Consider the following 23,678-nt stretch of genomic DNA (forward strand, 5'->3'; position numbering starts at 1 on the left):
TTATTTATGCTATAGTTGTAAACCATGATATATATTATACGTTATCTTTTAAAGATGCACAATGTTATGGTCTAAAAATTACTTGTAAGTTTTTATAAACAAGGATACAATAGTAAAGAGTTTGAAACATACGGAGGTATACTATGAAACTAAAGCATTTTTTTGATCGAATTCTACGTTCGATACATTCTTCTGAATTTTACGTGATCGTCACTTCAGAAAAACTATCCAAAGCATTCATTTACATTTTTTTGATTATCAGTATTGTCGGTTCAGTATCAGGGTTGATTCAAGGAATCCTAAGCAACAATCAATTAAAAGAAGCCATTACTGTAGCAAAATCCGATTCTTTCCCTGATTTTTCTTTTTCCAATGGACGTTTTTCGATTGATCGCGATGATCCGATTGTCTATGATTTTGATGACTATTATGTCTTTATCGTTGACCCGACCAATACAAAAACAATTAATGATTTGGCCGGATATGAAGCCGGTTATTTACTCCAACCAGAATCCATATACATATCGACTATCGGTAACTCTCCTGTACGTTATGATCTTTCACTTTTAACCGGGCTAGACTTTAACAAGATGGACTTGATTGCATATATGGAAACGTTATCTTCATTTTTGGTTCCCTTGGTCATCCTCTTTAGCATTATCTTTATCATAATCGGAACGATGTTTAAGAGTTTGTTTTTGTTTTTACTCGGGATCATGATGCGAAGTATGAATCAAATCATCACCTTAACAAATGCCGGTATATATAAGATGGTTTTATACTCCATGACTATTGGTATCCTTCTCACCGAAATCATCGCATTGATCTTAATTTTTACACCTATAGTTCATCTGAGTCCTTGGATTTCTTCATTATTGCCTTTTTTAACTTTCTATCTGCCAAGCTCTCTGTTACTTTCTAAAGGAATGAAGGCATATAAGGATACCCACAGCGAACCGCCTACACTCTAAGATCTTGTTCAATATAACAGTCGCCTTCTATGGTTTTGACTGTTATTTTTTTGTCTTCAAAGATAGCATATGTTTTTGGATGTCCTTCTTTGGGTAACGTAATTGATCCCGGATTAACATGCCACACGCCTTGCTCTGTTTTTTTTACTATCGGAACATGGGTATGTCCTTGAATAAAAACACTGCCACTTTTTAAGTTTTGTGGAGGCTGATTTGCATAGAGATGTCCATGGGTTGCAAATATTTGGGTTGCGTCTATCCACAATCTCGCTTCACCTTGCATAATATCAAAGTCCAGCACCATTTGATCCACTTCTGCATCACAGTTACCTCGAACCGCTATAATATCGTCTTGTAACTCATTAAGCTGCTTAATAACACCCTTAGGGTCATATCCTTCTGGAAGAGGATTTCTCGGACCGTGATAAAGTATATCGCCAAGAACAATCAAAACATCCGGTTTTTCTTTTTTATAAGCTTTGATGGCTTTTTCTACACAGGTTGCCGATCCGTGAATATCTGATATGAACATTATTTTTTTCATAAGTACCTCCTTAATAAAACAACCCTTAGCACATGTCTAAGGGTTATCCATTTGTCATTTTTCTTATTTTTTTATACAGGTGAAATTTCCGGTGCTATTTCTGGCTCCTCTAATACATCAAACAATTTTTCAAATTGTTCGCCATCAATTTTTTCTTTTTCCATAAGCAGCTTTGCTGTACGGTGCAATACTTCCATATGTTCTTCAAGAAGTCTCTTCGCTTCTTCAAAAGAGTCACCAACGATTCTTTTGATCTCACCATCAATAATACCCGCGATATTTTCACCATAGTTTCTGGTATGTCCCCAGTCACGTCCGATGAACACTTCATCATTGTCTCCTCCGTACTGAATCGGTCCTAGTACGTCAGACATTCCATATCGAACCACCATATTTCTCGCAATACCTGTTGCACGCTCAATATCATTAGACGCACCTGTTGTCACATCATCTAACACCAATTGTTCAGCAGCTCGACCGCCTAAAAGCGCAACAATTTCTTGCTCCATTTTTCTTTTTGTTAAGTACATCTCATCTGCCTTAGGTAGAGGCATTGTATATCCACCAGCAAATCCTGTTGGTATAATTGAGATACTATGTACGGAATCAATTTCTTCTAGCACATGATGAATAATTGCGTGTCCCGCTTCATGATACGCTGTTATTCTCTTTTCTTTTTCACTAATAACTCTGGATCGTTTTTCTGTTCCGATTCCAACTTTAATAAATGCTTGACGCATATGCTCTTGTTCAATAACTTTTTTGTTTTCACGCGCAGCATAGATTGCCGCTTCGTTAACCAAGTTCTCTAAGTCAGCTCCGGTAAAACCAGCTGTTGTCTGAGCCACTTCAAGTAAATTAATATTGTCTGATAAAGGCTTACCTTTAGCATGCACTTTTAGAATTTCTTCACGGCCTTTAACATCTGGGCGTCCAACATATACTTTTCTATCAAATCGACCTGGGCGTAAAAGCGCCGGGTCAAGAATATCAACACGGTTTGTAGCTGCAATAACAATGACACCTTCATTAATGCCAAATCCATCCATCTCAACCAACAATTGATTCAGTGTCTGCTCACGCTCATCATGTCCACCACCAAGTCCAGCTCCACGCTTACGACCTACTGCATCAATCTCATCGATAAACACAATACATGGCGCATTCTTTTTTGCCTGTTCAAATAAGTCACGAACTCGTGAAGCTCCGACCCCAACAAACATTTCGACAAAATCAGAACCAGAAATACTAAAGAACGGTACTCCGGCTTCTCCGGACACAGCTTTTGCCAACAAAGTTTTTCCTGTTCCCGGAGGTCCAACTAGAACAACTCCCTTTGGAATTCTTGCACCTAATTCTACAAACTTCTTAGGGCTTTTTAAAAACTCAACCACTTCTTCAAGTTCTTCTTTTTCTTCTTCTAATCCGGCTACATTTTGGAATGTAACCTTTTTGTTTTCATCCACAACCATTTTTGCCTTAGATTTTCCAAAAGACATTACTTTGGATCCTCCACCGCCACCTTGTGCCTGGTTCATGATGAACATCAACAAAAACACAACGGCAATCAGTATAATGATTGATGGTAAAATACTCATCAAAAAGCTTGGACGCTGTACATCCGAATAATGAATCGGAATTTCTTGTCCGGTTTCAGCAATTTTTGTTCCCATGACGGTTGTATTAGGAACATAAAAGCTTTCTTCTTTTCCATCTTGAAAATAAGCACGAAGAACACCTGTAGGAATCTCTTGATTTTGAGTGATCTCAACACGTACCACTCGCCCTGCTTCGACATCCTTCATTAATTCTAATTCACCATAATTATCTGCCATTTGTTCGTTTGTCGGATTTGTAAGAATAAGAGCAAATAGCAAAATGAGAATCAGTAGTGCGTAAAAACTAAATCCACGCATATATTTCTTCATATCTTTTTCTCCTTCCAATTGAGTTCGATTTGATTATTACTCATCCAACACACTAATCTTTCCAATATAAGGGAGATTACGGTAATGTTGGCAGTAGTCTAATCCATATCCTACAACAAACTCATCAGGAATTGTAAAGCCGACATACTCAACATCAACGTCAACAACGCGTCGGTCTGGCTTATCTAGCAATGTCACTATTTTAATGCTGTTAGGTTTTCTTTGGTTTAGTACGTGGACCAAATAATTCAATGTTCTTCCTGAATCAATGATATCTTCAACAATAAGTATGTCTTTGCCTTCAATTGAATCATCTAAGTCTTTAACTATTTTTACAACCCCTGTACTTGTTGTCTCATTGCCATAACTTGATATCGCCATAAAATCCATTGTCATGGGTGGTACAAGCTCTTTAGCCAAGTCAGTCATAAACATAACTCCACCTTTGAGCACACAAATCATATTGATTTCTTTACCTTCATATTCTTTTGAAATTTGTTCCCCTAAATCTTTGGTTCTTTTTACGAGTTCCTCTTCTGAAATCAGAACGTCAATTGTCGTAGCCATTATTGTCCTCCTTAGTTAGTTCTACTCGGATTATCTCGGATGATTTTTCTGTCGCCTCATAAACAGGATTCACACGGTATCCAGGCACCCATAAAATATGATTGCCCATAGCTAATAGCGGCATTTTATTTCTTAACGATAATGGGATTTTTTCATCAATAAAAAATTTTTTTATTTTTTTTGTATGTCCCTTGGAATCGATATGGATTACATCCCCCGGTTTTCTCGTACGTAAAACTAAATTAGCTTTTATTTTATCATAATCGAACCACTTCGTGTATAGATTTTTTGTATTTTTAAAAGAATCTTTATACTTTGTTGGTAGTTCGTTCACAACAGTATACCATAAATCAGCCTTTTGAATATACCCTTTATCTGGAATCGTGTCAAGTTCGTAAAAAAATTCTTCTGTTTCTGCTGTTTTTTCATATATGAACAACAGCCTTTGATATTCATTGACGACTTTTAGCCCTTTGTATACTTCAACCTGCTTACCTGATTGTTGGCTCATCAAATCATAAATTCTTTCTACATGGATATACTCTAAGTTCTTCGTTGTTCCTACAACATTCTCTACCGCTTTTCTAAGCACACGTCGAATGATTGCCGGATGTTCTCGAACAAGCATCTTTCCATCAATAACAAGCGCATGTCCATTTTCTTTGCATTGATACGTTCCACCAATCAACTCCCTTGCACACGCCACACGCTGATAAACCTTCGTCGCTTCGAATTCCATATACTGCTCCTCATCAGCAAATACACGTGCTGTTCGGTGTAATGTATCCACGATGTTTGGATTATAATCATTTTTAATTTGTGTTATGAGTTGATGACGGATTCGATTGCGTTGATATATCATCTGATCATTCGTTTCATCTTTGGCATAGGGCAAACCATTTTTACCAAGAAAATCAAGAATTTCTTTTTTTGAGCCATTGATGAGCGGACGAATCAGTGTGTCCTGATACTGGTTTTTACTTATGCTTTCCATCCCTTTTAAGCCCAAGAGACCTGCACCTCGCATAAAACGGTATAATATCGTCTCTGCCTGATCATCTTTATGGTGTGCAATCGCTATCTTATTGGCATTAACTTCAAGTAGATATCGGTGCAAAGCCATATAGCGTAATGTTCTTGCTCCATCTTCTTGCGATACGCCTTCATTTTTGCAAAACGTCGTAACGTCGACATGTTGAACTTTTAAACAAAGACCCAACATCTGACAATGGTGTTCACAGATCAATACATCTTCATCCGCACTTTCGCGCAGTCCATGATGAATATATATGGGGAAAATCTCAAAGTAGTTCTTTTTTTTACGAAAGATGTCAAGCATATACAGTAATGCAACTGAGTCAGCGCCTCCCGAAAACCCTACTACAATTCGATCCCCTGTTTGAATCAAGTTTTCTTGACACACCAAGCTTTCAAAATTTTGGGTCAGTTTATGTGACATATTTTTTCCTTTCCTATAACGTAATAAAAATGACCCAACTTTTCAGTCGAGTCACTGTCACAAGCATCTACTATTCTTCTGTGATAAAGAGGATCTCGCCTTCTTGTATCAAATTAAATTCATTTCTCGCTTTCTTTATGATAAACTCGTCAGACTGAATATAAAATTCCATCTCTTCAAGCTCGACTTTACGTTCTAGCTCTCTGACAAGCTCTGCATTTAATACTTCTAGCTCTTGCTCTTTTTCAAGGGTTTTTGTATACGCTTCTGAAATTTGAAAAAAAACAATACCACTTAATAACATTAATACAAACATTAAAAAATATATTGATTTATGTTTTTTTCTTTTCACAAGTACACCACCCTTTTTATAATATATTATCCCTTATAGTATAGCATTATTTTTTAATTTATGGTAGTCCTTATATAAATTATTCACTCAAATATGTGAACATTGAATCTGCATCTTCTTTTTTTGTTGTATCCTTTATAGCATCGACACGAACGTTGACTGTATTATTTCCAAAAGATATTTTTATTATATCGCCAACATTTACAGGGGTTCCAGATTTTGCGACTTTTCCATTGATCTCAACCCGTCCTGCATTACAAGCCTCATTAGCCACCGTTCGTCGTTTGATTAATCGGGATACTTTTAAAAATTTATCTAAACGCATACGTCCTCCTTTGACAACCTTATGTAACATAAAACACAAAAAATCTACACTAATCGTGTAGATTTTTTGAATCTTAATCGATTAAATTATTTTGCATTAACCGCATCTTTCAAAGCTTTTCCTGCTTTGAATCTTGGTGCTTTTGAAGCAGCTATCTTCATTTCTTCCCCTGTTTGTGGGTTTCTTCCAGTTCTAGCTGCTCTTTCAGATACGTCATAAGTTCCAAATCCAACTAATTGAATTTTTCCACCTTGACTTAATTCCTCTGTTACTACATCAATAAATGCTTTTAATGCTTTCTCAGCATCTTTCTTGCTAAGATCAGTTTTTGCTGCCATAGCGCTCACTAATTCTGATTTGTTCATGTGTCGCTCCTCCTCGTAAGAATAATTTGCTTCAAGAAACCATTAAAAAGATTGTTGCTTCTTAACCACTTCCCAAAGTTCGTTCATTTCGTTAAGGCTCAGGGTCGCCATCTCCCGCTGTTGATTGATGGCAAGCTCTTCAATGCCCTCAAATCTATTTATAAACTTTTCTGTCGCATTTGTCAAGGTATTTTCAGCATTTAACCCAAAAAAACGTGATAAATTCACTATTTGGAACAACAAATCACCAATTTCATCTTCTATACATGCTATGTTCTTTTTTTGAACAGCTTCTTTCATTTCCTGAACTTCTTCGTCCAGTTTTTCAAGCATTTGAATTTCATCTTCAAAATCAAATCCGACCTTTGCCGCTTTCTTTTGAATCTTACTTGCTCTTGTTAATGCAGGCAAAGCTTTTGCCACAGAGCGCATAACATCTGTGGTGGTCGTATGCTCTTTTTCGATTTTTTTAATTTCATCCCACTGCACCAAAACTTCATCGGAATTTTTGGCATGTTGATTACCAAATACATGGGGATGACGTCGAATCATTTTTTCAATGATGCCATACAATACATCGTCTTCATCAAAACGATTTTCTTCTTTTGCAATCTGAATATGAAAAGCAATGTGCAACAATAAATCTCCAAGTTCTTCTTGCATATTTTTATCATCATTATTATTAATGGCTTCAACCAATTCATACGCTTCTTCTATTGTATCACTTTTTAGAGACTGATGCGTCTGTTCTTTGTCCCATGGACATCCATCTTTGCTGCGAAGCCGTTCCATAATTGCTAAAAGTTGTTCAAATGTATACCGCTCATTTTCCATTTTGGCCCTCATTAATAGTGACTACATCACTTTAAACTGTCGTTTGTCCCGTGTCTCCGATTTACGAACAATATTCGCTCCAATATCTTGTAGCTTTTCTTCTATAAATTCATATCCACGGTCAATATAATCCACATGATTGATGACAGTCTCACCTTCTGCCACCAAAGCTGCTAAAATAAGTGCAGCTCCTGCACGTAAATCCGACGCAGTTATTTCTGTTCCTGTTAACTTTTCAACGCCACTGACAATAGCCGTATTGCCTTCAACTTTAACATTAACACCCATGCGATTTAGTTCATCCACATATTGAAAACGATTTTCAAAAATACTTTCGGACACAATACTCGTTCCCTTTGAAACCGTTAACAACGCCGTCATTTGAGGTTGCATATCTGTCGGAAAACCTGGGTATGGCAATGTCTTAATGTTAACACCTTTTAACTCACCACGTGAAAATACGCGAATCGAGTCACCTTGTTCCTCAATACCAACGCCCATCTCTAAAAGCTTTGCTGAAATAGCCTCCATGTGTTTTGGAATTAAGTTACCCACAACAACATCACCGCCTGTGATTGCCGCTGCTATCATATATGTACCTGCTTCAATTTGATCCGGAATAATCATATATTCTGAACCATGTAGCTTTTCAACACCATGAATTTTAATTACGTCTGTTCCGGCACCTTTAATTTCCGCGCCCATTGAATTTAAATAGTTGGCAACATCAACAATATGGGGTTCTTTGGCTGGGTTTTCAATGGTTGTAATCCCTTTAGCCATAACCGATGCCAACATAATATTGATGGTCGCTCCCACGCTAACCACATCAAGATAAATACTTGCACCTGTCAAATGCTCTGCTTTTGCTTTAACCATTCCATGGTCAACCTCTACTTGAGCACCAAGTGCTTCAAAGCCTTTGATGTGTTGATCAATAGGTCTTTGCCCTATATTACACCCTCCCGGCATAGCTACTTGCGCTTCATTAAACCGCCCAAGCAAAGACCCAAGAAGATAATAGGATGCTCTGATTTTCTTTATATGTTCATAGTCTACGACAAATTTGTCCACTTTTCGACTGTCAATTTCAATTGTATGATTATCAATATTTTTTATTTTAATGCCTAAGTCCTTCATGGCTTCTAAAAGCACACGAATATCATCTACATAAGGAACATTTTGAATTCGGCTTACTCCATCCGCTAATAGCGCTGCCGCAATAATGCCCAAAGCAGCATTTTTAGCACCGCTGACCTCAACTCTCCCATTTAATACATTTCCACCATTTATTATAAACTGATCCATTCTACACCTCATTGATCTATACTATTATATATCCTATTCCAAAGGTGATTATATCACATAACTAATTCTTTGTAAATTCTAATGGATTTCTAATAATATTTTCCTTAGATTAAGAAGCATCAAAGTTTATAAATCACATTGGAATATGCATTGATATAATAGACATCACCATCTTCAAATATGACTCGGTAATACGGATCCGCTCTGAAGGTAAGATTTCTCGCGCCTTCATCAACGACATAATAGCCTACATCAATATAGCGGATTGTTCGTCGTCCGCTTTGTTCTAACTGACTCTCACTATATTCTTCTTCCAGGTAGTACATCAAATTATAGATAACTTCATCAAAAGGATAGACATTTTGTTTATCCCCACTAAATTCAATAGGTTTATAGCGTATTGCCAGGGCTTCTTCGATTCCATTCATTGTAATATAGAGCTTAATATAACTTTGAAAAATCAAATTCCCCTTATAACTTTCATTTAACTCAATGCGGTAACCTTCACCATCAACTTCTTTCCAATATGTAGGTTGCATATTTGTGTCTTCACCAAATAAATCTTCTGAAAATTGAAGGATAACCTTACGTATGCTTGCATCTGTGAGGTCTTCCGGGGCATATGCTTTCGCACCGTCCTTAAGCTTATAATACATCATTCCCTTTTGTTCGCCCATATAAAATGTGAGTTCCTGATCTTCATTAAAGATACGCTCTGCAAAATAATCATTATCCAGTCGACTCTCATAGACTTCGCCTAGGACACGCTGAATAATGTTATCTTTATCTAGCGTCGGTGATTCCAACCGCAGCTGCGTCTGGGGATAATATCCCGGAATATATGTATATATACCTATGCCTCGCTCATTTAATACTCTTTCCATTTGGCGAACTCGACTATCCGACATCACATAGCGTTCACTCTCATAATTTTTTTGGTTCATAAATAGTAATAAATTAAACCCCAAAAAAATAATAATAAACACATTAAGAACTTTATTCCAATTCAACGTAATACCTCTCTTCTTCATTTTCAAGAATCCAAGTCAAATAGGCACCATCACTTACATTGTCAATACGATAACCCAAGTACATATCCGATAACTTTAATGGCTGAATCGCATCAATTAGCAACAAATCATCAATCGGTTTTTGAAAGCGCACCTCAAATGCGCTTCCCTGCACCACAACTTCTTGGCTTTTCCACATGATTCGCCGATACTTTGTCACTGTATTACCCGAGACAACAATCTCCATGGGATGCTTCATAGAATAGGCACTTAGATCATTAAAAATCAGAGGAACATTTCTATACTTATAATTATAATATAACACAATTTCACTGCCTCGCCGCTCAAAATCATCCAAAGCATATTCGATCTGATTAAGCAAGCGATCTTTGGTTAAAAAGTCATTAGCTACCCGTAAACTACGAGATAATGTTGTCTCCGGATTTTCAACTTCATAATTCAATTGATACTCAAACAGTCCACTATCGGTGTAACGGACAACCGACTCCAAATCACCAAAACGTACTTCATTGACATTATTGGTTTTCCATGTGCTTTTTGGGTTTACAAAAAAATAACTCACAAAACGTTCGAGCTGTTCATCATCCCGCTTATCACCTTCGTAAAAGTACATATCCCCATACAGGTTGCTCAGCAGATTAAAAGCTTGTCCATTTACCGGAACCAATACATCTTCTTCAAAAATATCTAACCCTTGCTCTTTTGTCGAGAAAAACATATGGTTTTGTTCTTCTTCAAGTGTATCAATATATAAAATCAAGCTATCATTTAAAAGTTGCATCCGCTCATCTTGGACGTTGACCGACCTTAACTGCGTTAATTTTCGGTCGGCAAAAACAATTCGAATCCCTTTATACATACTTTGTTCTGCTTGATAGGCATCAATTTCTTGTTCCGGGAAAATATATATGCGTTCAAAGCTAAACGCATCATCAATCCATTTGCTTTTTATGTTCAATTCTTTTTTTAATAATTCACTGGTAATGGAGTAGGGCAAATCAATCAGTACATGTGAGCGATCCCAAAGTTCCGATATATCGATCTGCTTATTATCCAGTACACCGATATCAAAGGAGTCAAAAACAACTTTGATACTATCATCAACTAAATTCAAGCTGTCACTTTGCGATAAGCTCATAACCCCATAGGTTTTACTTCCATCCCCATAAAAAACAGATATTTTTTCCGGGAAAAACAAATCATCATGCATCTCATTACTTTCATTAACAACCGCTTGTTCATCATTGACCAAACTATAAAAAAAGTTACGATTTGACGGGTAGTCAAACCATAACATGGCCGTTTGATATATGCTTAAAAAAACTAATATAATAAGTAATACACTTTTAAAATACACTTTAAACATAGAACATCCCTTCTACCGCAACTTCCAACTAACGTGTTTGATTAAGCTGTTCAAAAAATGAAGTATTGCTAGCTTCTGGCGTATTGTCAAAAAAATCAATCTTGACATTTTCAAGTTCCACTTTCTTTTCTTCTTCCAAACGTACAATATTATATACGCCATATTTCACATTCTGTTTTTGTGCATCTCTAGAAACAATAAGTATATAATTATCACCAATATTCGATAAATTAATAGATTCGTTGAATAATTTGGACTTGCCTACTTCAATAGACTTTTGTCCATTCACTTGAACTTCTTCTAATGCATTAATGCTAAAAACTGTAATTCCTACTTGAGTTCCTGCATCCGCTTGACCAGAAAAAGTCTTTGTATCCGAAAACGTTGTCATACGCATACGCGCAAACTCGACATCAAGCTTTAAATTACCAATAATATTATAAGGTGTTGGTGTTGCTCCTTCAGCCCGTTCTTCAATTTGACGTGCTTTTTGTGTTGCTAAATATTCGGTTTCAAATTGTTCTGCCAAGATAGCAAGTCCTTCATCTGAAAGGCCCAACATCGATTGACCATCATCAATGTGCGCATCTTGAGCATACAGCACCCCGCTGAAAAGGTTTATTAATGAAAATAAGATGATGATTCCTATAAACTTTTTCATTGATGCTTCCTCCTTCAAATTTGGCATTTTCCACTGAATATAAGTATACCAACTCAATATTACAGCCATGTTACAACAACGTAACTATTCCGTGTCATTTTCCTTTTTATGCATTAAAAAATACAAGTAAAAACATGTGCCTTTTTCGACTTCCGATTCGACCTTAATCCATCCTTTGTGGAGTTCCATAATCTCTTTTGCAATCGCCAATCCTAAGCCGGTACCGCCCATAGCTCGTGATCTAGCCTTATCTACCCGATAGAACCGATCAAAAATATGTTCCAGATCTTCTTGTGGAATTCCCATTCCTGTATCGCGTATCTCAATGACATAATAAACCCCATCATTAATTAATCGAACTTGAACATCTGCTCCTTCCGGACTATATTTAACTGCATTGGATAAAATATTTTTGATAACTTGTTCAATTCGATTTGCATCACCTAATATCTGCGCATCCTCTTCCATAATCTGACAATCCAAATGTTGATTTTTCTTTTTTACATGTATCTCATAGTTTTTGGCAATCGTTTGGAGCAAATGAGCCAAATTGATTTCACTACGGTTAAAGCTTGTTTTTTGACTATCCAGTTTAGATAACTCTAACAAGTCTTGAACTAGATTCGTCATTCGATCACTTTCTTTATTGATAACACCAAGAAAACGTTCTGCTACTTCTAAGTCTTCAAGCGCACCTTCTAACAGCGTCTCAGCATAGCTTTTAATCGTTGTAAGCGGTGTCCTTAGCTCATGGCTAACATTTGCCACAAATTCCTTTTGCATCTTTTCAAGTTTCTTATGTTCTGTAATATCTTGAATAACACAAATAACCCCTTGAATAATCCCATCTGTATCAATATACTTGGCAAAGTCAATACTATAATAGGCTTCATCCAATGTTACTGTTAGTTTTCTTTGTTTGGTTTCAACATCACTTAAGACTTTTTCAAAAGATATCTTAAGTTTTGTTCCAAAAATATCATTAAAGGATAATGCGTTTTTTATTCTGAGCATTCGAATCGAAGCCGGATTATAATGTATAAGTATACCAAAATTATCAAACACTAAAATCCCATCTGTCATATGGGTTATCACTGTTTCCATTTTGTTTTTTTCACTAGCGATCTGTGCCAACGTCTCATTGAGTGAAAAAGCCATCCGGTTAAAGTTCGTTGTCAGTTCACCAATCTCATCATCTGAATACACTTCAATCGGGTTTTTTAACTCCCCTTTTGACATTTCTCTAGCTTTTTTTGTCAACGCTATAATGGGTTTCGTCAAAAATGCTGAAAATAAAAACGCCAAAATAACGGATAAAATAATAGCCATCAAAACAGCCAGCGCAATAACACTTGCCATTGCTGATACTTTATCTTGAACCTGTGCTGTTGATGCTAAAACATAAATCACATATATGACATTATTGTTCTTAATAATGGGACGCGCATAGCCTAAGTAAGTTGTTGAATCTTTAGACAGATGCACTTCGTCCAGTTCTTCAATCTGGGAGTTGGTAAGAGCTGCCATGACCTGTGCCGTATTAAAACGTTGCTCTTCTGTTGATACCGCTTGGGTATATACAATTCCGCCTTTTTCATCCAGCAAATAGACTCTGCCTTTAAGTAATACAGATTGCTCTTCAATCATCTCTATGATATGACCTTCTATTTCACTGGAAGGTAAATCAATGATGACTGAAGAATATACTGAGTTCGCCGTAGCTACAAGTTCTTCTCGAATAATATTATATTCATAATTTTTTGTTTGATAGACAATCAGCATTCCTGAGATAATCATTACGATGACCACTAAAAGGACAAAAATACTGACCATGCGCCATTTAATACTTCGCGTCATAAGTTTTCCACCTATTTAAGATTTAACTTCACATCTTAACTATTAGTCTTTAAAGTAATATCCGATACCGCGCTTCGTAATGATAAATCTTGGATTACTCGGTTCATCCTCGATTTTTTCACGCAATCGTCGAACGGTAACATCCACTGTTCTTACATCCCCATAATATTCATATCCCCACACTTGCTCCAACAGCTGTTCTCTTGAAAAGATCTGTTGCTTTTGGGATGCCAAAAATTTAAGCAGTTCATATTCACGAACCGTTAACTCAATAATTTGTCCGTTCTTATTGACTTCATACTGGGTCATGTCAATAACCATACCATCAAATTTGAGTATATCGTGCTTTTCTTCTTTTTCCATTTTCAAATTCATGCCTATTCGGCGAAGGTTTGCTTTAACTCTTGCTATGAGTTCACGCACACCAAAAGGTTTGGTCATGTAATCGTCCGCACCAAATTCCAACCCAAGAATTTTATCCACTTCTTCTGCCCTTGCTGTTAGCATAATAATAGGGACATTCGAACTTTCACGAATTTTCTTGCATAATGTCAATCCATCCATAACAGGCATCATAATATCCAGCAACAATAAATCCGGCGCCTCTTCATTAAAGACGCTTAACCCCTCTTCTCCATTATATGCAGTTACTACATGATACCCTTCTTTTTCAAGATTGAACTTTAATATATCTACAATTGCGTGTTCATCATCTACAACTAATATTTTTTCACTCATATCCGATTGTCTCCTCTCCATTCTTTTAATATCATATCAAACTTCATCTCAAACCACAAGAGGGTTTATCGCGTCATATAGTGCAAAACAAAAGCGTCGAATATCGACGCTTTTGTTTAATCCCTTTTATTGATATTTGCTTAGCCCAAGTGGTTTACTCCAAATAGTTGATTGGATTTGCTGTCGTCCCGTCAAATCGAATCTCAAAGTGGACATGTGGTCCGGTACTTCGTCCGGTACTTCCCACTTCTGCAATTTTTTGACCCTGCGCAACTTCTTGTCCAACCTTTGCAGTAACCTTACTTGCATGTGCATATCTCGTCGTAACACCATCCCCATGGTCAATCTCAACAAAATATCCATACGTACTACTCTTCCAACCTGCAAAAATAACGGTTCCACCATCTGCTGCAACGATCTCCGTTCCATAGGATACTGCTAAGTCAACTCCATGGTGGAATGAACCCCAGCGTCGTCCATATGGCGAAGAAATTCTATATCCAGATACCGGGAACATATAACTTCCAGTCGCTCCTTTTACAGGAAATGGTTTTGATCCTTTTGATACAATTTTATCTTGTGGTTCTTTAATAACCTTTTTTCCAATAATCTCTCTTGAATCTTCAGTTCCGTTGATTTGCGTCACTAAAGCCGTAATCTCAACTGTACCATCGCTACCATTATCAATAACCTTTTCACTTCCAATGTACACATCTGGATCTTTTTGATAGATCACATCACGTGCAATAGGCTCTGTATAGATTACTTCTACTTTGGTTTCAACTTTAATCTCCGGTTCAGGAACCATAACAACTACTTCATCCCCTATTTGGATGCTTCGCTCTTTTTCCTTTAACCCTGGATTTAATGCATAAAGCTCACTTAGCTTCATATCATTTGCACTCGCAATAACCGAAGGACTATCTCCTGGTTGAATAGAATACATTTTTGCTTTTTCATTTTCTTTTGTAATTAACCCTGTTGCCATTTCAACATCTACAATGTCATTAGGATTAATATACGTTTCTACGACGGCGATATCTTCTGAAAACTCTACTGCCACCATCTTGCCTTGGCTTTCAGGTGTAGCTGCCTCATCACTCTGTTCATCTGCCTCGCCCTGTCCAGCTGTAACTAATGCCATCGATTCACTTGACATGTCTTTCATAAGTACTTTGGGCGTTAATATCATCGAATTATATTCATTAAGGTCTAAATCAATCTCTAGTGCAACATCGGTCTTAATAAAATGACGCTGCGCATTTTCCAATACTTCTTTAACTGCCTGTTCACTTTCTAGAACAACTGTAAAGTCATCTCCTATTCGCATTACATAACCTTTTTGTTTGATGACATCCAAACTGTTATACAGTTCTTCTTGTAAGCCTAAGGCAATTGTTTTGGTATCTAATGTCAGCATGCCTTCTCGAACCGGTATCAATGCAGGTTCCGGTACAATTTCCGGATCATAGCCAAGCTCTTGGACTAATCCATCATATGCAATGCCTAACAACGCTTCAATATCTTCTTCTTGAGCTACAACCCCTAACTCTTTTCCATTATAAACAACTTGGTACCCAATAATCGGGGCTTCTTGCTCTATCGTAACACCATTTTCATCAATGGTTTGAACACTTAACATATCTTGTTTAGGTGAAAATTGAACAACTGTTGCAATCGTTAAAAATGCACCTACCGATAAAAAAACTTCTTTTTTATATTTCATAAAGAAGTTCTCTCTAAATTTCGGGACTCCGTACATATGTTATCCTCCATGCTTCATAGTAGTATTTATTTCGTGTTATACGTGTATATTCAATTGTTGTCATTATGCTTAAGTCATGTTTGTAATATTTCTGTAACATTCCTATATCATATTAGCATAGATTATGATTAATGTAAAGATAAGGAAGTCGATTTAGGTAATAATTCCTTCAACTTCCTTGTCCATCGTCTTTATTACTAATTTTTCCGTCTTTTTTTAGTCATTTAGCACAATCAGAAATTTGCTTGTCATTACATGACGACCTCTACATGAATGACTTCCTTAGATTCCATCATCGGTATGACTGTACCTTCGATTGGGCTCTTATTCACTTGAATTTGCGAGACCCCTTTTGACTTATTGTTAGGGTTTTTGACTGTTATATGGTACGTTGTTCCTCTAAAGCGACGTGTGACACTATAATGTTTCCAATTTTTCGGAATACACGGATCAATCAATAATCCATCATAGTGAGGCTTCACACCTAGAATTGCTTGTGTAATCGTTACGTAGTTCCATGCAGCCGTACCTGTTAACCATGCATTTTTTGCTTCGCCATGGTTTTTCGCATCTTTTCCTGCAATCATCTGTGAATATACATACGGTTCGGTTCGATGTATATCGCTTATTTCTTCCAAATATGCGGGGCAAATTTTTCGATATATTTCAAACGCCTTGTCTCCTCGTCCTACTTTTGCTTCTGCACAAGCTACCCAAGGGTTGTTATGGCAAAAAATCCCTCCATTTTCTTTGTATCCCGGCGGATAAGATGAGATCTCTCCTAACTCTAGCTGATACGAGGTATATGCAGGCTGATTAAGCACCATTCCATAATCCGTATCTAAATAAGCCCATGCACTATCTAATGCTTTGATGGCTTCACCTGTCTCAATTCCTATATTTCCCATTACACACATTCCTTGAGGTTCAATAAATATCTTGCCTTCTTCGCACGCTGTTGATCCTACCTTTTGACCTTTTGCATCATAAGCCCGTAAAAACCATTGTCCATCATAGCCATGTTCTAAAACCACTTCTCGCATTTTTTTAATCGCCTGTTCTGCACGAAGTGCTTCTTGTGTTTCTCCTCTTCGTTGACATAGTTCCACATATTCCGGCCCAATAAACGCAAACATCCCTGCAATAAATACCGATTCTGCCGTTAATCCATCGGTTCCGTTATTCGCCGTTTGGAATGATTCTCCTGGTGTCGTTGAATAGCAGTTTAAGTTTAAGCAATCGTTCCAATCGGCTCTTCCAATCAATGGTAATCCATGGGGTCCCAAGTTATTGAGCACATGGTTAAACGATCGTTTTAGATGCTCCATCATCGTTGCAGATAAACTAGCGTCATTTTCAAAGGGTACCTGTTCATCGAGCAACTCAAAATCGCCTGTTTCCTTGATATAAGTTGCTACAGCCAGAACCATCCACAGCGGATCATCATTAAACCCACTTCCCAAATCATGATTTCCTTTTTTGGTTAAGGGTTGGTACTGATGATATGCGCCTCCATCACGAAGCTGTGTAGAAGCCAAATCAATCAACCGTTCTCTGGCACGCTTAGGCAATTGATGTACAAATCCTAAAACATCTTGGTTTGAATCTCGAAAGCCCATGCCTCGTCCAACCCCTGACTCAAAATATGAAGCACTTCGTGAAAGGTTAAATGTCACCATACATTGGTAAGCATTCCATATATTCACCATACGATTCACTTTTTCATCTTCGGTCTTGACACTGTACGCCGATAGCAGTTGTGTCCATTTGTCTTTTAACTGTTTAAGGGCCTGCTGTACCTGTTCTGATGTCAAAAACTTATTTTTCATCATATACGCTTTAGCTTTATTAATAATTCCTGGTCGCTCCCATTTATTTTCTTTGTTTTCAATATATCCGAGCACAAAAATATATGATACACTTTTTCCCGCTTCAAGGACAGTATGCAAATGATGGGATGCTATTGGCGACCAACCACTGGCGATACTATTTTTAGATTGCCTGTTAAAAACAACCTCCGGCTTAGACACATCCCCATATAAGCCAATAAACTGTTCCCGATCGGTATCATACCCTTGCACAGACTGATTCACCGAAAAAAAGGAAAAATGGTCACGCCGCTCACGATATTCTGTTTTATGAAAAATCGTATTCTCTTCGACTTCAACTTCCCCCGTACTATAATTACGTTGAAAATTAGTCATATCATCTAATGCATCCCATAAGGCAAATTCAATATATGAAAATAAATCAATTGTTTTTTTCTTTGTTCCTTTATTGGTCAGTACTACCTCATGCACTTCGCATGCTTCTCCCAAGGGAACAAAGGATGTCTGTTGAACCTTCAGGGCATTTTTTTCTGAAGTAATCACACTATATCCTAAGCCATGACGACATTCATAGTCATCGAGTTCTGTCTTAACCGGCTTATAACCGGGTGACCATGTCACATCATTATCAACAATATAAAAATATCTTCCTTCATTATCAATAGGAACATTATTGTAGCGATAGCGAGTTATGCGGCGTAAACGCGCGTCCATGAAGAACGAATAACCGCCAGATGTGTTTGAAAAAAGCGAAAAATAATCGTCCATTCCAAAGTAATTTATCCAAGGATATGGTGTTAATGGACTTGTTATAACGTACTCCCTGTTGACATCATCAAAAAAACCGTATTTCATTTTTTCTCCTCCTTAAAATCCTTAAAGTGTATGTACTGTATCACGTTCAATAAGTTCAAATGCAAAATTATATATGTTATCATCTCCTGTTTTTTGCTCTTTCATGAGATGTTTATGAATGGCTTCAACTGATGTTTGGGACATCGCAAAATAGTCCGGACACATTGTTGTTAGTTTAGGTTGCATTAAAGCCCCCGTCTTTGTATTGTCAAATCCTATAAAACTAACTTTTTCAGGTACTTTGATACCATGTTTTTGCAAACATTCCATAGCCGCAATTGCCATATAATCATTCGCACATATGTATACTGTCGGAAGCATTTTTTTTGCAATAGCTTCTTCCATTTGCTGGCTTGTTTTACTTTGATTAAATTCTCCTTCTAATATATATGCATCGCAAAAGGTTAACCCAAGTTTTTTAATCGCGTCGAGATAGCCTCTGTAGCGGATTGAAGCTGAGCGTGTCTTTTCAATTCCCTTTATGAAACCGATTTTTTTATGTCCTTGCTCTTTTAAATAGCTTACCGCGTAAACGGCTGCTTCATAATCCATTGCGTTGATCACTGTCATACGTTCTTGGTTCAAATATTTTTTAGGAATCTGTGTTGGTTCCATATCCATAACCACCATATGTTGACATATTTCTTCTTTTAAAATGTGGTTCAAGCTGTCACTTCGGGTTCCAATAAGTATCCCTCCATCAACTCTTTGTTCACAAAAAGCACTAGCAATTTTCTTGTAGTCTTTGGCACATGTTATGGTTTGAACAAGAACATAATATCCTTTACTGTTGGCAATATCGATAATCGTTTCTAAATAAGCCGTAAAAAAATCATTGTGATGCAGTTGTTTTTGACTTCCAGGTGCTTCATCCATAATCAAAAAAACACCAATCGTATCACTACGTTTTCCTGCAAGCGTTCGTGCATAAGCATTTGGATGGTATTTGTACTTTTCAATCGCTTCAAGTACTTTCTTTCGCGTTTCATCCGTTACATTAGGATAATTATTGATTACACGTGATACTGTACTTCTAGATACACCAACTAATTTTGCAATTTCTTCACTTTTCATCTATATTCTCCTTAACTCAAACCCATAATTATCAACTATGAACACGCGTTTATTATAATGCAAAAAAGAGGAGAAGTCAACGACTTCTCCTACAAAAACCATCGGTTTATCTATTTAAGACTTTCAACAAACCGTGTTATTCCTTCTAGACCCTGTTCATCTAATTTGTAGACACCTGCACACTCTAGTACCTTCTCAAACTTTTTACCGACATGCTCACGAACAATACGATGGGCTTCACTCGCTTCGCACTTTGTTCCATAAAGCTGCATTAATTCCTTAATCCATGGTTTATGTTGTTCCATGTTCTTATCTAATGCATCCATTGAGACGCTTCCTGATAATACGTTTTCAACTTCAACCAATTCTTCTTTTAATCGTGCAGGTAAAACGGCTAATCCCATAACTTCAATCAACCCAATGTTTTCCTTTTTAATATGATGCAAGTGGCTATGTGGATGAAAAATCCCCAGTGGATGCGCATCATTTGTTCGGTTATTACGAAGGACTAAATCAAGTTCATATTCTCCTTGATTATTGATCCGACCAATGGGGGTAATTGTATTATGTGGCACTTGCTCTTTATCGATTGTAGAGTATGCATGAATCTCACATGCTTCGTCTGAATAATTTCTCCACGCTTTTAGTACTGTATCTGCTAACGTAATTAAAGCCTCTGAGTCTTTTGATGTTAATCTAAGTACGGATAAAGGCCACTTGACAACCCCAACTTTTACATTTAGAGCACTAGCAATTGTAAAGGTTTTTATCACTGGTGCCACTTCCATAGGGAATGTATGGTGTCCACCTTGATAATGGTCATGACTTAAAATCGATCCACCAACAATAGGCAAGTCTGCATTTGATCCAATAAAATAATGAGGCATTGCATCTAAAAACCCAATAATGCCTTTAAATGTTTTTTTCGTAATGCGCATCGGATCATGCTGTCCTTTGAATATAATAGAGTGTTCCTGATAATATACGTAAGGTGAGTACTGAAAATACCACTGTTCACCATTTAAGGTTAAAGGTAGTACACGGTGGTTGCCACGTCCCGGATGATTCAAATGCCCTTCAAACCCAACATTTTCTACACACAATAAACATTTGGGGTAATTGACTTGAGGCATTGACTTTGCTTTTGCAATCTCTTTTGGATCTTTTTCCGGCTTGGACAGATTAATGGTGATTTCCAAGTCACCAACCGGAGTGGATGTTGTCCAGTATTCATTTTTTTGAATACGGTCCATCCGTATATAGTTTGAATCTTGACTTAATTGATAATAATCATCTGTCGCTGCTTGAATCGATTCTTCTCTTGCAATCTGTTCAAAGCGCGCATGAAGTTCTGACGGTCTTGGCATCAATAATCCCATGATTTTTGCATCCATTAAGTCACGCTCTGTCACTGTATTGCCAATCATGCCCTTCATAACGGCATCATCTAGTAATGGCTCTAGAACATCTAGCGGAGACTTAGCGACGAATTGTTCCCATATCTTTGTCTTTGTCTCCATATCTACTGGTTTTTTTAAATCATACAACGCTAATAATTGATTACGAACCAATGGTTCATCTAGTGTGGTCATCATCTTGCGTTTGACGCCATAGCAAAGCAACGCTTCAATATGTTGCCCAATCTGTTCTTCCATATTTATTTTTATCTTTGCATCACCTGCTACATCTTCTGCCACATAGCCATTTGGATGCGCCTGATGCCACTTCCAAGCACTGGAGATAATCACGCGGATATCTTCGTACTGTGGATTCCAACCCAGTTCTTTACGTGCCTTATCTGATGAAGCAATGAGTGTTGCCGGATCTCCCGGACGTCGTTCAGCTATTTTAGCCGGAATCGGATGCTTTGTCACTTCACGTGCCATTTCTACGATTTCCTTAACAGAAAATCCGTTGCCACTTCCTAAGTTATAAGTTCCGCTTTGACCGCCTTGTTGTAATTTCTGCATTGCCAAAATATGCGCTTGTGCCAAATCCATTACATGAATATAGTCTCTGACACAGGTTCCATCGGGTGTATCATAATCATCGCCAAACATCATAATCGATTCTCGCTGACCAAGGGCTACTTGCAAGACAATAGGAATCAGATGGCTTTCAGGCTGATGATCCTCGCCAATCTGACCGCTATCATGCGCCCCTGCTGCGTTAAAATAGCGTAAAACGGTATATTTCATCCCATAGGCCGCATCCGCCCATTTCAGCATTTTTTCAACGGATAATTTCGTCTCTCCATAAGGATTTGTTGGTTCTGTTTTATCTTCTTCAGAAATCGGAATAATTTCTGGTTCTCCATAGGTTGCTGCTGTCGATGAAAAAACGATATGCTTAACGTGAAACTCTTGCATTACTTCAAGAAGAGACAGAGTCCCATATACATTGTTGTTATAGTACTTTAGTGGTTCTGTGACACTTTCCCCTACCAAAGAATCTGCTGCAAAATCTATAACACCCTCAATTGTGTTTTCCAAAAAGACTTTGCGCAATGCTTCTTTATCTCGAAGATCTCCTTGATAAAAAGGAATCTCCACATCCACTGCTTGTCGATGTCCTTTATATAAATTATCATAAACTACTACTTCTATTTGCTGCTCTCTTAAGGCTCTGACTGTATGACTTCCTATATATCCAGCGCCACCACATACTAATATTGCCATGTTAAACTCCCTTCACTTCGTATGCACCTTGTCCTACATTAGCCACGTAAAACTCAGGTTCTAAATTTATTCGTTTTTTATAATTATCTCCAACTTCTTTTATAAAGGTTTCTACATATTCTTCTTGTACTAACGATACCGTACAGCCACCAAATCCTGCCCCGGTCATGCGTGATCCTAAGACGCCAGAGACTTTTGTCGCTTCTTCCACCATTGCATCTAACTCTACTCCTGTGACTTCATACAAATCACGTAATGAGTTGTGTGATGCATAGAGTAACTCCCCAGCTGTTTTCAAATCATTGTGTTTTAATGCTTCAACACATTTAAGTACCCGTTGATTTTCATATACTGCATGTTCAGCCCGTTGGCGCGCCGTTGGATTTTTTATTTGTCCTGCATGCTGATCAAATGTCTCTTCATCCATATCACATAAGTGGGAAATATCTAAAACTTCTTGTAAATCTTTAAGCGCTTCTTCACATTCACTGCGACGTTCATTGTATTTGGAATCTGCCAATCCGCGTCGCTTCTTCGTATTTCCAATAACAATTTTTACACCATCAAGTTTAAACGGTACATGCTGGTATTCTAAAGTGTTACAATCCAATAGCATGGCATGATCTTTTTTTCCCATACCTACAGCAAATTGGTCCATAATGCCACAATTAACTCCCACAAATTCATTTTCTGCCTTTTGACTTATTTTTACTAAATCAAGTGGCTCAACGTTTCCTTGTGCTAACGCATTAATAAATGTTGCTGTTAACACCTCAAGGGATGCCGATGAACTTAAGCCTGAGCCGTTGGGAATATCGCCATAATATAGGACATCAAATCCTGGAACTTTGGGTCCCAGTTCCTCATACATCTTAATCACCCCTTTGGGATAGTTTACCCAATCATGGGCCACATCATATTCGATTTGATCTAAATCTAGGGTAACTTCAAGGTCAAAATTCATTGTTGCAAATCTAGCTTGTCGATCCGTTCGTTCTCTTACGACAGCATATGTCCCAAAATCAAGGGCACATGGAAAGACAAATCCACCATTATAATCAATGTGTTCACCGATGATATTCACACGCCCTGGGGTAAAAAAGGTACGTATGTCTCCAGCGGATGAATACCGTTTTACAAATTCATTTTTTACGTTTTCCATAATGTGTTT

20 protein-coding genes and 1 pseudogene are annotated in these 23,678 nt (G+C 37.4%); 1 reads left to right on the plus strand and 20 read right to left on the minus strand.

Going from position 1 to position 23,678, the window contains the following annotated elements:
• Positions 1 to 143: 143 nt before the first annotated feature.
• Positions 144 to 971: a DUF1189 family protein gene (locus QBE53_13500; protein WZL80806.1), complete on the plus strand. Its 828-nt coding sequence runs from the start codon at positions 144 to 146 to the stop codon at positions 969 to 971.
• Here the strand turns inward: QBE53_13500 and yfcE are convergent.
• From yfcE to QBE53_13600, 20 genes and pseudogenes are all read right to left on the minus strand, one after another.
• The gene (gene yfcE / locus QBE53_13505; GenBank protein ID WZL80807.1) at positions 961 to 1,515 is read right to left on the minus strand and encodes a phosphodiesterase; all 555 of its coding nucleotides are present in this window, start codon (positions 1,513 to 1,515) and stop codon (positions 961 to 963) included. The genes QBE53_13500 and yfcE overlap by 11 nt on opposite strands.
• A gap of 71 nt (positions 1,516 to 1,586) precedes the next feature.
• The gene (gene ftsH / locus QBE53_13510; protein WZL80808.1) at positions 1,587 to 3,443 is read right to left on the minus strand and encodes an ATP-dependent zinc metalloprotease FtsH; all 1,857 of its coding nucleotides are present in this window, start codon (positions 3,441 to 3,443) and stop codon (positions 1,587 to 1,589) included.
• A 36-nt stretch (positions 3,444 to 3,479) separates the two neighbouring features.
• Positions 3,480 to 4,010 carry a hypoxanthine phosphoribosyltransferase gene (gene hpt, locus QBE53_13515; protein ID WZL80809.1) on the minus strand — a complete coding sequence of 177 codons (531 nt, stop codon included), beginning with the start codon at positions 4,008 to 4,010 and terminating at the stop codon, positions 3,480 to 3,482.
• Positions 3,994 to 5,469 carry a tRNA lysidine(34) synthetase TilS gene (tilS, locus tag QBE53_13520; GenBank protein WZL80810.1) on the minus strand — a complete coding sequence of 492 codons (1,476 nt, stop codon included), beginning with the start codon at positions 5,467 to 5,469 and terminating at the stop codon, positions 3,994 to 3,996. The genes hpt and tilS overlap by 17 nt, the downstream gene beginning before the upstream one ends.
• Before the next feature lie 70 nt (positions 5,470 to 5,539).
• Positions 5,540 to 5,821 (minus strand): septum formation initiator family protein, encoded by a 282-nt coding sequence (locus tag QBE53_13525; protein WZL80811.1) that lies wholly within the window; start codon positions 5,819 to 5,821, stop codon positions 5,540 to 5,542.
• 79 nt (positions 5,822 to 5,900) lie between these two features.
• Positions 5,901 to 6,146: an RNA-binding S4 domain-containing protein gene (locus tag QBE53_13530; GenBank protein ID WZL80812.1), complete on the minus strand. Its 246-nt coding sequence runs from the start codon at positions 6,144 to 6,146 to the stop codon at positions 5,901 to 5,903.
• A gap of 86 nt (positions 6,147 to 6,232) precedes the next feature.
• On the minus strand, positions 6,233 to 6,511 hold the full coding sequence (locus QBE53_13535) for an HU family DNA-binding protein (GenBank protein WZL80813.1): 279 nt from the start codon (positions 6,509 to 6,511) through the stop codon (positions 6,233 to 6,235).
• 42 nt (positions 6,512 to 6,553) lie between these two features.
• Positions 6,554 to 7,345 carry a nucleoside triphosphate pyrophosphohydrolase gene (mazG, locus tag QBE53_13540; GenBank protein WZL80814.1) on the minus strand — a complete coding sequence of 264 codons (792 nt, stop codon included), beginning with the start codon at positions 7,343 to 7,345 and terminating at the stop codon, positions 6,554 to 6,556.
• Between the two features lie 21 nt (positions 7,346 to 7,366).
• Positions 7,367 to 8,653, minus strand: a complete 1,287-nt coding sequence (locus QBE53_13545) for a UDP-N-acetylglucosamine 1-carboxyvinyltransferase (GenBank protein ID WZL80815.1) — start codon at positions 8,651 to 8,653, stop codon at positions 7,367 to 7,369.
• 119 nt (positions 8,654 to 8,772) lie between these two features.
• On the minus strand, positions 8,773 to 9,663 hold the full coding sequence (locus tag QBE53_13550) for a hypothetical protein (protein ID WZL80816.1): 891 nt from the start codon (positions 9,661 to 9,663) through the stop codon (positions 8,773 to 8,775).
• Positions 9,650 to 11,050 (minus strand): hypothetical protein, encoded by a 1,401-nt coding sequence (locus QBE53_13555; protein ID WZL80817.1) that lies wholly within the window; start codon positions 11,048 to 11,050, stop codon positions 9,650 to 9,652. The genes QBE53_13550 and QBE53_13555 overlap by 14 nt, the downstream gene beginning before the upstream one ends.
• Positions 11,051 to 11,078: 28 nt before the next feature.
• Positions 11,079 to 11,711, minus strand: a complete 633-nt coding sequence (locus tag QBE53_13560) for a hypothetical protein (protein WZL80818.1) — start codon at positions 11,709 to 11,711, stop codon at positions 11,079 to 11,081.
• Positions 11,712 to 11,795: 84 nt separating this feature from the next.
• The gene (locus tag QBE53_13565) at positions 11,796 to 13,568 is read right to left on the minus strand and encodes an ATP-binding protein (protein WZL80819.1); all 1,773 of its coding nucleotides are present in this window, start codon (positions 13,566 to 13,568) and stop codon (positions 11,796 to 11,798) included.
• A gap of 42 nt (positions 13,569 to 13,610) precedes the next feature.
• Positions 13,611 to 14,306 (minus strand): response regulator, encoded by a 696-nt coding sequence (locus QBE53_13570; GenBank protein WZL80820.1) that lies wholly within the window; start codon positions 14,304 to 14,306, stop codon positions 13,611 to 13,613.
• 154 nt (positions 14,307 to 14,460) lie between these two features.
• Positions 14,461 to 16,032 carry a M23 family metallopeptidase gene (locus QBE53_13575; GenBank protein ID WZL80821.1) on the minus strand — a complete coding sequence of 524 codons (1,572 nt, stop codon included), beginning with the start codon at positions 16,030 to 16,032 and terminating at the stop codon, positions 14,461 to 14,463.
• 290 nt (positions 16,033 to 16,322) lie between these two features.
• A complete protein-coding gene (locus QBE53_13580) occupies positions 16,323 to 18,755 on the minus strand; it encodes a glycosyl transferase (GenBank protein ID WZL80822.1) in 2,433 nt (810 codons plus the stop codon).
• A gap of 21 nt (positions 18,756 to 18,776) precedes the next feature.
• Positions 18,777 to 19,829: a LacI family DNA-binding transcriptional regulator gene (locus tag QBE53_13585; GenBank protein ID WZL80823.1), complete on the minus strand. Its 1,053-nt coding sequence runs from the start codon at positions 19,827 to 19,829 to the stop codon at positions 18,777 to 18,779.
• Positions 19,830 to 19,939: 110 nt separating this feature from the next.
• The gene (locus QBE53_13590; GenBank protein ID WZL83315.1) at positions 19,940 to 21,484 is read right to left on the minus strand and encodes a UDP-glucose--hexose-1-phosphate uridylyltransferase; all 1,545 of its coding nucleotides are present in this window, start codon (positions 21,482 to 21,484) and stop codon (positions 19,940 to 19,942) included.
• Positions 21,485 to 21,541: 57 nt separating this feature from the next.
• Positions 21,542 to 22,507, minus strand: a pseudogene (gene galE / locus QBE53_13595) (UDP-glucose 4-epimerase GalE).
• 1 nt (position 22,508) lies between these two features.
• Entirely contained in the window at positions 22,509 to 23,669 is a 1,161-nt protein-coding gene (locus tag QBE53_13600) for a galactokinase (GenBank protein ID WZL83316.1), read from the minus strand.
• Between the last annotated feature and the right edge of the window lie 9 nt (positions 23,670 to 23,678).

This window comes from Vallitaleaceae bacterium 9-2 (genome assembly GCA_038396585.1).
Lineage (GTDB): Bacteria > Bacillota > Clostridia > Lachnospirales > Vallitaleaceae > UBA1351.